The organism is Shewanella sp. YQ_9 (assembly GCF_043103185.1).
GTDB lineage: Bacteria > Pseudomonadota > Gammaproteobacteria > Enterobacterales > Shewanellaceae > Shewanella > Shewanella algae.
Genome location: NZ_JBICJO010000034.1, coordinates 23,023 through 33,934, shown reverse-complemented (window position 1 = coordinate 33,934; position 10,912 = coordinate 23,023). Strand labels below are relative to the sequence as shown.

General features: G+C 54.4%; 12 protein-coding genes. All 12 read left to right on the top strand.

What is annotated here, in order from left to right:
• Nucleotides 1-96 precede the first annotated feature (96 nt).
• On the top strand, nt 97-429 hold the full coding sequence (fliE, locus tag ACF8D4_RS10920; protein ID WP_025011060.1) for a flagellar hook-basal body complex protein FliE: 333 nt from the start codon (nt 97-99) through the stop codon (nt 427-429).
• Between the two features lie 41 nt (nt 430-470).
• Nucleotides 471-2,180, top strand: coding sequence for a flagellar basal-body MS-ring/collar protein FliF (fliF, locus tag ACF8D4_RS10915; protein ID WP_025887432.1), 1,710 nt, complete (start codon nt 471-473; stop codon nt 2,178-2,180).
• Nucleotides 2,173-3,216: a flagellar motor switch protein FliG gene (gene fliG / locus ACF8D4_RS10910; RefSeq protein ID WP_025011061.1), complete on the top strand. Its 1,044-nt coding sequence runs from the start codon at nt 2,173-2,175 to the stop codon at nt 3,214-3,216. Before fliF ends, fliG begins: the two co-directional genes overlap by 8 nt.
• Nucleotides 3,217-3,229: 13 nt before the next feature.
• Complete coding sequence (fliH, locus tag ACF8D4_RS10905; protein WP_208124405.1) at nt 3,230-4,204, top strand: flagellar assembly protein FliH; 975 nt, start codon at nt 3,230-3,232, stop codon at nt 4,202-4,204.
• Nucleotides 4,173-5,513, top strand: a complete 1,341-nt coding sequence (fliI, locus tag ACF8D4_RS10900) for a flagellar protein export ATPase FliI (protein ID WP_028779131.1) — start codon at nt 4,173-4,175, stop codon at nt 5,511-5,513. Before fliH ends, fliI begins: the two co-directional genes overlap by 32 nt.
• A 122-nt stretch (nt 5,514-5,635) precedes the next feature.
• Entirely contained in the window at nt 5,636-6,085 is a 450-nt protein-coding gene (gene fliJ / locus ACF8D4_RS10895; RefSeq protein ID WP_107111786.1) for a flagellar export protein FliJ, read from the top strand.
• A 147-nt stretch (nt 6,086-6,232) separates the two neighbouring features.
• A complete protein-coding gene (locus tag ACF8D4_RS10890) occupies nt 6,233-7,756 on the top strand; it encodes a flagellar hook-length control protein FliK (RefSeq protein ID WP_208221517.1) in 1,524 nt (507 codons plus the stop codon).
• 65 nt (nt 7,757-7,821) lie between these two features.
• A complete protein-coding gene (fliL, locus tag ACF8D4_RS10885) occupies nt 7,822-8,346 on the top strand; it encodes a flagellar basal body-associated protein FliL (protein ID WP_208221519.1) in 525 nt (174 codons plus the stop codon).
• 26 nt (nt 8,347-8,372) lie between these two features.
• Nucleotides 8,373-9,401: a flagellar motor switch protein FliM gene (gene fliM / locus ACF8D4_RS10880; protein ID WP_025011066.1), complete on the top strand. Its 1,029-nt coding sequence runs from the start codon at nt 8,373-8,375 to the stop codon at nt 9,399-9,401.
• 11 nt (nt 9,402-9,412) lie between these two features.
• Nucleotides 9,413-9,793, top strand: coding sequence for a flagellar motor switch protein FliN (gene fliN / locus ACF8D4_RS10875; protein ID WP_025011067.1), 381 nt, complete (start codon nt 9,413-9,415; stop codon nt 9,791-9,793).
• Nucleotides 9,794-9,803: 10 nt separating this feature from the next.
• Nucleotides 9,804-10,163 (top strand): flagellar biosynthetic protein FliO, encoded by a 360-nt coding sequence (fliO, locus tag ACF8D4_RS10870; protein WP_025011068.1) that lies wholly within the window; start codon nt 9,804-9,806, stop codon nt 10,161-10,163.
• Between the two features lie 29 nt (nt 10,164-10,192).
• Nucleotides 10,193-10,903 carry a flagellar type III secretion system pore protein FliP gene (gene fliP / locus ACF8D4_RS10865; protein ID WP_243756868.1) on the top strand — a complete coding sequence of 237 codons (711 nt, stop codon included), beginning with the start codon at nt 10,193-10,195 and terminating at the stop codon, nt 10,901-10,903.
• Nucleotides 10,904-10,912 lie beyond the last annotated feature (9 nt).

Sequence of the window (10,912 nt, the reverse complement as noted above, 5' to 3'; positions counted from 1 at the left end):
TAGCTTAACTTTGACTATTCCATTTTTGGCAAACTAATTGCATAGAGTCTGGTAACCCAGATTTTTCGTCAATTCGCTGACGACAGGAGTGAGAAGATGCAAATAGGTGCCAATTCTTTATTGCAAGAAATGCAATCACTTAAAGGTGAAATTGCCCCAACGGGATTTCAGTCTTCGCCTGTACGCCAGGTGGGCAATACCACAGGAACTGATTTCGGCCAATTACTGGCCCAGGCCGTAGGCAATGTCAGTGAGTTGCAAAGCACATCATCCAATCTGGCCACCCGGCTGGAGATGGGCGACACCACAGTGTCTCTGTCTGACACTGTCATTGCCCGCGAGAAAGCCAGCGTCGCATTCGAGGCCACAGTGCAGGTGCGCAACAAGCTGGTCGAAGCCTACAAAGAGATTATGAGCATGCCTGTTTAAGGCATGCTTGCATCACAGATCCCGGATAACAGGAACGCACCGTGAGCACAGAATTAGTAGCAGGATCCAATGTTTCCGCCGGTGGAACAACGCTGGAAGGGGTCCAACAGGAAAACAAGTCGGGTGTATTGGGCTCCCTCGGGGGAGTGGATATGCTGCGGCAGATCACCATGATCCTGGCATTGGCTATCTGTCTGGCTCTGGCGGTATTTGTGATGATCTGGGCCCAGGAGCCAGAATATCGGCCACTGGGCAAGATGGATACCCAGGAGATGGTGCAGGTACTCGATGTGCTGGATAAGAACCGGGTACCGTACAAGATTGAAGTCGATGTGATCACTGTGCCTGAAGACAAGTATCAGGACGTGAAGATGATGCTGAGCCGCGCCGGCATAGATTCCAGTGCCGAGGCCAAGGATTATCTGAGCCAGGATTCCGGCTTTGGTGTCAGTCAGCGGATGGAACAGGCCAGGCTGAAGCAGAGTCAGGAGATGAACCTGGCGCGGGCGATTGAAGAGCTCAATAGTGTCAGCCGTGCCAAGGTGATCCTGGCGCTGCCGAAGGAAAATGTGTTCGCCCGCAATCGCGCCAAACCCAGTGCCACAGTGGTGGTCAATACCCGTAGGGGCGGTTTGGGACAGGAAGAGGTTGATGCGATAGTCGATATCGTTGCCTCAGCGGTTCATGGCATGGAACCCAGCCGGGTTACAGTGACAGACTCCAACGGCCGCTTGCTGAACTCAGGCAGTCAGGATGGGGTATCTGCCCGCGCCAGACGCGAGCTTGAGCTGGTGCAGCAAAAAGAAAACGAATACCGCACCAAGATTGACTCGATTCTAATGCCGATCCTCGGTCCGGAAAACTTCACTTCTCAAGTGGATGTCAGCATGGACTTCACCGCAGTCGAGCAAACTGCCAAGCGTTTCAATCCGGATCTGCCATCACTTCGCAGTGAAATGACAGTGGAAAACAACAGCGTTGGTGGCAGCAGTGGCGGTATCCCCGGAGCCCTTTCCAATCAGCCGCCGATGGAGTCCAATATTCCTGAAAACGCTGCCGATGCCGCAGAAAGCAGCAGTGTTACTTCAGGCAACAGCCATAGGGAAGCGACCCGTAATTTTGAGCTGGATACCACCATCAGCCATACCCGTCAGCAGATAGGTGTGGTACGCCGGGTCAGTGTCTCAGTGGCGGTCGACTACAAGGCAGGTGCTGCCGGTGAAAATGGTCAGGTTGCCAGAGTGCCTCGCACAGGTGAAGAGATGGCCAATATCCGTCGCTTGTTGGAAGGCGCCGTTGGCTTCAACAGCCAAAGGGGCGACATGATAGAAGTGGTGACTGTGCCCTTTATGGATCAGCTGGTTGAAGACCTGCCTGAGCCGCCTCTGTGGGAGCAGCCCTGGTTCTGGCGGGCGATGAAACTCGGCATAGGTGCCTTGGTGATTTTGGTGCTTATCCTGTTCGTGGTGCGTCCCATGCTCAAGCGCCTCATCTACCCCGATGGCCAGAATATGCCGGATGAACCTGCGCTGGGGCATGAGCTGGCAGATATTGAAGATCAGTACGCTGCCGACACCCTGGGCATGCTCAACCGCCCTGAAAGTGAATACAGCTATGCCGATGACGGTTCGATTCTGATACCGGATCTGCACAAAGATGATGATATGATTAAGGCCATACGTGCTCTGGTGGCCAATGAACCTGAACTGTCCACCCAAGTGGTGAAGAACTGGTTGCAAGAAGATGCCTGAAAAAAAAGCGGATAAACCAGCCGAGAGCGGCTTCGACGTCAAGAATCTCAACGGGATTGAGAAGACCGCCATTTTGTTGCTGAGTCTCAGTGAAGCCGATGCGGCCTCTATTCTCAAACACTTGGAACCCAAACAGGTTCAAAAGGTGGGTATGGCCATGGCGGCCATGCAGGAGTTCGGCCAGGAGAAGGTGGTTGCGGTTCACAAGCTGTTTCTGGATGATATCCAGAAATACTCCTCCATAGGCTTTAACAGCGAAGAGTTTGTGCGTAAGGCACTGACTACCGCATTGGGTGAAGACAAGGCCGGTAATCTTATCGAGCAGATTGTCATGGGCAGTGGCGCCAAAGGCCTCGACTCGCTCAAGTGGATGGACGCCAGACAGGTGGCGACTATTATCCAGAACGAACACCCACAGATCCAAACCATTGTTTTGTCCTATCTTGAACCGGATCAGGCGGCGGAAATCTTTGCCCAGTTCCCGGAAAACACCCGTCTCGATTTGATGATGCGTATCGCCAACCTCGAAGAGGTGCAACCTGCAGCACTGCAGGAGCTGAACGACATCATGGAGAAACAGTTTGCCGGTCAGGGTGGCGCCCAGGCGGCCAAGATGGGTGGCTTGAAGGCTGCTGCCAACATTATGAACTACCTGGATACCGGGGTGGAGAGCCAACTGATGGAAACCCTGCGCGAGTCCGACGAAGAGATGGCGCAGCAGATCCAGGACTTGATGTTCGTGTTCGAAAACCTGATCGATGTCGACGACCGTGGCATTCAGACGCTGCTGCGGGAAGTGCAGCAGGATGTACTGATGAAGGCGCTCAAGGGCGCCGACGAGCCACTGAAGGAGAAGATCCTCGGCAATATGTCCAAACGTGCCGCCGAATTGCTGCGTGACGATCTCGAGGCCATGGGGCCAATTCGTATCAGCGAAGTGGAAGTGGCCCAGAAAGAGATATTGTCCATCGCCCGTCGCTTGTCCGATGCCGGAGAGATTATGCTCGGCGGCGGCGGCAGTGAAGAATTCCTCTGACAGGCGAGTTTGAATGACAGACAAAAAGGTGTCCCACAACATTTTGCCGCCGGATGAAGCGGACGAGTTTGTTAATTGGCAGTTGCCCGATGTGGGTGACGCCATGCCGCTTAAGCCGAGTAATCTGTTTGGCTATAAGCCTGGACGTATAGAGCCCAAGACCGCCGAAGAGGCTGTATCACCACCGACTTTGGCTGAAATCGAATCTATCCGCGAGCAAGCCGAGCAGGAAGGTTTTGCCGAAGGCAAGGAACAAGGGCTGGCCAAAGGCCTGGAGGAAGGCCGTCTTCAGGGCTTGGAGCAGGGCCACAGTGAAGGTTTTGCCCAGGGACTTGAGCAAGGCCGGGAAGAAGGCTTGCAACAGGCCGCCGTCATGATAGAGCGTTTCGACGCCTTGCTTGCTCAGTTCGAGGCGCCGCTGGCGCTGCTGGATACCCAGATAGAAGAATCTTTACTGACCTTGGTCGGCACTTTGGCGCGCAACCTCATAGCCCATGAGCTGAAGACCCACCCGGAACATATACTGGCGGCGCTCAGGCAAGGGATAGATGCCCTGCCACTCAAAGAGCAGAAAGTGAATCTGCGTTTGCACCCGGAAGATATGGCTTTGGTCAGCGAGCTCTACGGTGAAGAGCAACTGACACGTAACCGCTGGACACTGGAAGCCGATCCCGGTCTCAATCGTGGTGATTGTGTGGTGGATAGCCAACGCTCGCAAGTGGATATGCGCCTGGAAACCCGTTTGGAAGGGGTGTTTGCCAATCTTGAAGCCGAACAATCCATGTTGGCGAAAAAGGCCGCCCAGCAGCAGGCCGCAATAGACGATAGGCCAAGCCCGCCGCCACAGGACAGCGAGCAGGAGCAAACCCTTGCATATGAACAAACAGCCGCTGTGAGCGACAAGGCCGAGACCGCAAGCCAAGAGGGCGAACAGCCCATCGAAGGAGACACTCATGATGCAGCAGCGCCGAAGCCAACTGCTGAGTGAACTCAAACACTTGGCCGAAAAGCAGGCGCCGTTTCAAGCGGTTGCCAGTGGCCAGTTGGTGCGGGTGGTTGGCCTGACGCTGGAAGCCAGTGGTTGCCGGGCGCCGGTCGGCAGTCTCTGTGCCATAGATACCATGGCGGGTAAGCTTATTGCCGAGGTGATAGGTTTTGACGATGAGCTATTGTATCTGATGCCGGTGGAAGAACTCAGGGGTGTGCTGCCCGGCGCCAAAGTGATGCCGCTCGGTGAACAAACCGGGCTCAGTGTTGGTTTGAGTCTTCTTGGTCGGGTGCTGGACGGTAACGGCCAGCCGCTCGATGGTATGGGCGCCCTGCACACAGACGAACAAGCCTCGCGCCATAGCCCGGCAATCAATCCCTTGGCCAGACGGGCGATTACCGAACCGCTCGATGTAGGCGTCAGGGCCATCAACGCCATGCTTACCGTGGGCAAGGGCCAACGTATGGGGCTCTTTGCCGGCTCCGGCGTGGGTAAGAGTGTGCTCCTTGGCATGATGACCCGTGGCACCACGGCCGACATTATTGTGGTTGGCCTGGTGGGGGAGCGTGGCCGGGAGGTGAAAGAGTTTATCGAAGAGATCCTGGGCGCAGAGGGGCGGGCCCGCTCTGTGGTCATAGCCGCCCCGGCCGATACCTCCCCTTTGATGCGCCTTCGTGCCTGCGAAACCTCGACTCGGATAGCCGAGTATTTTCGCGATCTCGGCTATGACGTCCTGCTGTTGATGGATAGCCTGACCCGTTACGCCCAGGCGCAGCGGGAAATCGCCCTGGCGGTCGGTGAGCCGCCGGCAACCAAAGGGTATCCGCCTTCAGTATTTGCCAAGTTGCCCCGTTTGGTGGAGCGCGCCGGTAATGGCGGTGAAGGGCAGGGCTCGATCACTGCCTTTTATACTGTGCTTACCGAAGGGGACGATCAGCAAGATCCCATTGCCGATGCCTCGCGGGCCATTTTGGACGGTCACATAGTGTTGTCACGGGCCTTGGCCGACTCAGGGCATTATCCGGCGATAGACATTGAAGCTTCCATCAGTCGGGTGGCACCTATGGTGATAAGCGAGGCGCACCTGGAAGCGATGCGGCGCGTCAAGCAGGTTTATTCGCTCTATCAGCAAAACCGGGATCTGATCTCCATTGGTGCCTATTCCCAAGGCTCGGATCCGCGTATCGACAACGCCATACGCCTGCAACCCGCCATGAACGCCTTTTTGCGGCAGGGGATGCGCGATGCCATTAGTTTCAGCGATTGCCAGCAAATGTTGGGGCAGCTTGCTGCCCAATGTAAGGTGTAATGCCATTCAGTGCGGGAGTTTGCGTGCTCGACAAAAATGCAGTGACAATAGGGGAGCCTGATCTCAATAGAGAGCCGGGTTAAGGCCCGTAAGGCAGGCAATTTTAAGGAATAATACTACAGATGGCTAAATCCGATCCTTTGCACACAGTGTTGAAACTGGCGGTCGAAGCCGAAGAGCAGGCGGCGCTGCAGCTTAAAGCCGCGCAAATGGAATGCCAGAGGCGTAAATCTCAGCTGCAGGCGCTGCAGGAATACCGTCTCGACTATATGAAGCAACTCGATGCCCAGCAGGGGCAGAGCATTGGCGCCTCCTATTACCAGCAGTTTCATCGATTTGTGCGTCAGGTAGATGATGCCATAGGGCAACAACTTGCCGTGGTCGCCGAGGCCGATAAGCAGCGGGGCTATAGACAGCAACATTGGCTGGAGAAGCAGCAAAAGCGTAAGGCGGTGGAGATGTTGTTGGAGAAAAAAGCCCTGCAGGCCGAAGCCAAAGCCGCCAAACAAGAGCAGAAACTCATCGATGAGTTTGCTTCCCAGCAGTTTTTCCGTCGCAAGCTCAACCATTGAGCCCATTCCGACATCCATTCCCGGACAATTCCTTAATATTCATTCTATATTTTTTGTTGGCGTGAATTTTGCTTTGTTTGAGACAGAGACATTAATTCTGACTCGGCCTATCTTTATCTATTGAGGGCCTAGGTGCTGGAGGAAGGCATGCAGCAGTTATCCAATATCCTGATCGGCAATGCGGGCGGCAAGGGAGTTTCCGCCACAGATGCACTACAATCTACTGATAACGAAGCTTTTTTCGCCGCTTATCAAGAGGCGCAGGCTAAGTTTTCGTTCGACTCGCAAGGCGCCAAGCCGGGATTTACCGCTGGCAGTCTTAACAGAGAAGGTGCCCAAGCTGAGCAGGCCGTCGATGTCTCGCTTATTCTGGGGCAGATAGCCATGGGCAAGAAATTGCCGTCTGAAGACGGCACCATAGTCACCGAAGTGGATGAGGTGAGCCTGCTGAAACAGATTGCCGCTCTCACCGGGCTCAAAGAAGATGAGATCAAGGCCATGTCTCCCGAAGAGCAGATGAAGCTCTTGGAAAACCTCAAGCAGGGGAGTGCCGAGCTTGGCATGGTAGTGACAGATAGTCTGGACGGCGCAGAGATGATTGCCGCTGACGAAGGCGACGAGAGTGAAGAAGACAGTGCCAAACTGGACGATACAGATGAGAAAGCGGCAAGCAAAGGCGATAGCAAAGCAGAGGATGAAACTATAGATGCTCCTTTGCTGGCTCTCGACAAGGCGGCTGCAACAGCGGAAAAGGCCAAGTCTCAGGAAGGCGAGCAACAAATGGGTTGGCCGGATGCTGATAAGTCAACGCGTAAGGCGGCGACTCAGGATGGTATGGCTGCAGTGGTTCGTGAAGCTGTGCTCAATGCCGCTGAGGAAAGGAGTGACAAGATCTTGGCGCAAAGCGCAATTGCCGATAAGGCCAAGACAGATACTGCCGGCAACTTGGGTGCTGCGGTGGCCGCGGCGGCAATGTCTGTTGGCGCTGACGGCAAGAGTGACAAAGCTGCAGCCAAGGATGTTCTCGCCAGCTTACTCAAGGCTGAGGTGAAAGGTACTCAGACTGCTGCCGAGGTACGAAGCCCTGTGAGTGACGCCATACATCAGGCGCTCAAGGGCGATGCGGCATCAACCCAGACAGATATCAGCCCATTCCAGCAACAGCTGCATCAACAAGGATTGCAGCCTCCCCAAAGGGGAGAGATGGCCCAATATCAACTGTCATTGAGGCAGGGGATGGAGCAATCACTGCAAACCGCCGATATGGTGCAGCGTTTTGCCCCCGTGATGCGGCAGCAGTTGATTACCATGGTCAGTAATGGTGTGCAGCAGGCTGAAATTCGTCTCGACCCACCAGAGCTTGGAGCCATGATGGTCAGGGTTCAGGTGCATGGTGATCAGACTCAGGTGCAGTTCCATGTCACCCAACCACAAACCCGGGATATGCTGGAACAGGCCATGCCCAGATTGAGAGAAATGCTGCAGGAGCAGGGAATGAACCTGGCCGATAGCCACATCTCTCAAGGTGGTCGGGAGCAAGGCGAGCAGCAAGGTGGCAATGGCGGTGGGTTTGCCCAAGAGGGCACCAATGGTGAAATTTCCGCCGAAGAAACGGCACAAAGCACAAATCACACAACAAGTTATGGCTCGGGTATAGATTATTACGCCTGAGCAGGTAACCTATAGGGATGGTATTTTCCGCGGGCATTGCGGTTGATTAAGGGAAAGGGTAGAGAATGGCAGAGCAAGAAGAGCTTGAGCTGCAAGAGGCGCCGGCGCCCAAAAGCAAAAAGAAACTCTTTATCTTCGGCGGCATTGGTTTGGTGGTGTTGCTGCTGGTCGGTGCTGGCTTGTGGTTTTTCCTGGGCGGTTCAGATGACGCTGCGGTCGATGCGGCCGAAGGTGAGCAGGTAACCGAAGAAGCTCAGGCCAATAACAGCAGGGAAGCCTTCTATGTGGCCATGCCCAGACCATTTCTGTTCAATCTGCCGGGGGCTAACCGTTCCAGGCTGGTGGAGATAAAGGTACAGCTCATGGTGCGTGGCAGTGATGACGATGTCACTCTCAAGAAGCATATTCCCTTGATTGAAGATGCACTGCTGACCACTTTCAGCGGTGCCGATGTTGAAAAGCTCAGCAGCCAGGCGGGCAAGGATGAGCTCAGACAGTTGGCGCTGCTCAATGTACAAAACACACTGCAACCGGTTACCGGCCGTAAAGTCGTTGAGAAAGTGCTGTTCACCGGCTTTGTGATGCAGTAACAGGGACAAGAGGCGAAGGCAATATCGTGAGTGATTTATTAAGCCAAGACGAAATTGATGCGCTGCTTCATGGCGTGGACGACGTCGAAGAAGAGGATGCCCAGGAGTCGGGACACGACGCCCAATCCTATGACTTTTCTTCACAGGATCGTATCGTCCGTGGCCGGATGCCGACCCTGGAAATTGTCAACGAGCGCTTTGCCCGTCACCTGCGGATCAGCATGTTCAACATGATGCGCCGGGCAGCCGAAGTCTCCATTAACGGCGTGCAAATGCTCAAGTTTGGTGAGTATGTGCACACTCTGTTTGTGCCCACCAGTTTGAATATGGTGCGCTTCAGTCCACTCAAGGGGACGGCGCTGATTACCATGGAAGCCAGATTGGTGTTTATTCTGGTGGATAACTTCTTTGGTGGCGATGGCCGCTTTCATGCCAAGATCGAAGGGCGGGAATTTACCCCGACAGAGCGGCGCATAGTACAGCTGTTGCTGAAGATTATCTTTGAAGATTACAAAGATGCCTGGGCGCCTGTGATGGATGTCGAATTCGACTATCTGGATTCAGAAGTTAACCCGGCGATGGCCAACATTGTCAGCCCGACCGAAGTGGTGGTGGTCAATTCTTTCCATATTGAAGTGGACGGCGGCGGTGGCGATTTTCACATTACCATGCCCTATTCTATGATCGAACCCATTCGGGAACTGCTGGACGCCGGGGTTCAAAGCGACAAGCAAGATACCGATATGCGCTGGTCTCAGGCGCTGAAAGACGAGATCATGGATGTCGAAGTGGGGCTGGATGCACGTCTGCTTGAAAAAGAGATGACTCTCAGGGAAGTAATGGAGTTCAAGGCCGGTGATGTGATCCCGGTTGAGTTGCCTGAGCATATAGTGATGAAGATTGAGGACTTGCCTACCTACAGATGTAAGCTGGGGCGGGTAAGGGAAAACCTGGCGCTGAAGATCTGCGACAAGATCCCGCGTCCGGAAACGGTCAAGACCGAACTGCAGCTGGTAACCCGCAAGGGTAAATCCAAGGATATCTCGGATATATAAGGTGATAGAGAATGAGTACTGAAGAGATGGACGATTGGGCTGCCGCCATGGCCGAGCAGGCTGAAGAGGAGGCCAAGGCGGTTGATTTGGATGAGCTCAAGAGCGATGCCAAACCCTTGTCTGAAGAGGAAGCCGCCAAACTGGATACCATTTTGGATATCCCCGTGACTATCTCCATGGAGGTGGGGCGCAGTTTTATCAGTATCCGCAATTTGTTGCAGCTCAACCAGGGCTCGGTAGTGGAGCTGGATAGAGTCGCCGGTGAACCTCTGGATGTGATGGTCAATGGCACCTTGATTGCCCACGGCGAAGTGGTAGTGGTCAACGACAAGTTCGGTATTCGTCTGACGGATGTGATAAGCCAGACAGAACGTATCAAGAAACTCAAATAAGCCGGTGGCTATGACTCAAACGACGACCCAGGCGGCAACCGCCTTGACTCACGACGGTGGCAGCAGCCTGGCGACCATGGCCAGCATGATGGGCGGGCTTATCCTAGTGCTGGCGTTGATTTTTGTGCTGGCCTATCTGGTGAAACGCCTCAATCTGGTGCCGGGCAGTCAATCGGCTATCAAGACGCTGGCAGTTACCCCACTTGGGCAGAAAGAGAAGCTGGTATTGGTGGAACTGGATGGGCAGCAATACCTGCTGGGAGTCACTGCGGCGCAAGTCTCTTTGGTAGATAAGCTGGAGCGGCCGGTGACCATAGACAATGAGAGCTTCGCCGCCAAGCTCAGGCAGGCCAGGGTGAAACCATCATGAAATATTGGCCACTGCTGCTATTACCTCTGATGCTGCTGCCGGGCTTTGCCCAGGCTCAGGATTCGCTGTTTCCGGCGGTAACCGTGACTACTGGGCCGGATGGCTCGACTCAGTATTCGGTGACCATGCAGATCCTGCTGCTGATGACCGCCATGAGTTTCCTGCCGGCCATGGTGATCATGCTGACCTCTTTCACCCGTATCATAGTGGTCTTGTCTATCCTGCGGCAGGCTATAGGCCTGCAACAAACCCCTTCCAATCAGGTTCTTATCGGTATGAGCCTGTTTATGACCTTCTTTATCATGGCGCCTGTGTTTGACCGCATCTATGATGACGCGGTGCAGCCGTACATGAATGACAGCATGACCTTGCAGCAAGCATTCGATGCCGGACAATCGCCGCTGAAAAAGTTTATGTTGTCACAAACCCGCACCACAGATCTCAACTCCTTTATTGAGATCTCCGGCTACCAGAACATCAACAACCCTGAAGATGCTCCTATGACAGTGGTGATCCCGGCCTTTATCACCAGTGAGCTCAAGACCGCATTCCAGATAGGTTTTATGCTGTTTGTGCCTTTTCTGGTGCTGGATTTGGTGGTGGCCAGTATTCTGATGGCCATGGGTATGATGATGTTATCCCCCATGATTGTTTCCTTGCCGTTCAAGATCATGCTGTTTGTACTGGTTGATGGCTGGACCCTGGTGATGGGCACTCTCGCCGGCAGCTTCGGTTTATAGGAGGCGCAG

Bases quoted from the DNA above. Each gene is read 5' to 3' on its own strand.
- fliJ (WP_107111786.1), top strand. From the start codon at position 5,636: ATGGCTAAATCCGATCCTTTGCACACAGTGTTGAAACTGGCGGTCGAA.
- fliO (WP_025011068.1), top strand. From the start codon at position 9,804: ATGACTCAAACGACGACCCAGGCGGCAACCGCCTTGACTCACGACGGT.
- fliP (WP_243756868.1), top strand. From the start codon at position 10,193: ATGCTGCTGCCGGGCTTTGCCCAGGCTCAGGATTCGCTGTTTCCGGCG.
- fliG (WP_025011061.1), top strand. From the start codon at position 2,173: ATGCCTGAAAAAAAAGCGGATAAACCAGCCGAGAGCGGCTTCGACGTC.
- fliL (WP_208221519.1), top strand. From the start codon at position 7,822: ATGGCAGAGCAAGAAGAGCTTGAGCTGCAAGAGGCGCCGGCGCCCAAA.
- fliH (WP_208124405.1), top strand. From the start codon at position 3,230: ATGACAGACAAAAAGGTGTCCCACAACATTTTGCCGCCGGATGAAGCG.
- fliN (WP_025011067.1), top strand. From the start codon at position 9,413: ATGAGTACTGAAGAGATGGACGATTGGGCTGCCGCCATGGCCGAGCAG.
- fliI (WP_028779131.1), top strand. From the start codon at position 4,173: ATGCAGCAGCGCCGAAGCCAACTGCTGAGTGAACTCAAACACTTGGCC.
- ACF8D4_RS10890 (WP_208221517.1), top strand. From the start codon at position 6,233: ATGCAGCAGTTATCCAATATCCTGATCGGCAATGCGGGCGGCAAGGGA.
- fliE (WP_025011060.1), top strand. From the start codon at position 97: ATGCAAATAGGTGCCAATTCTTTATTGCAAGAAATGCAATCACTTAAA.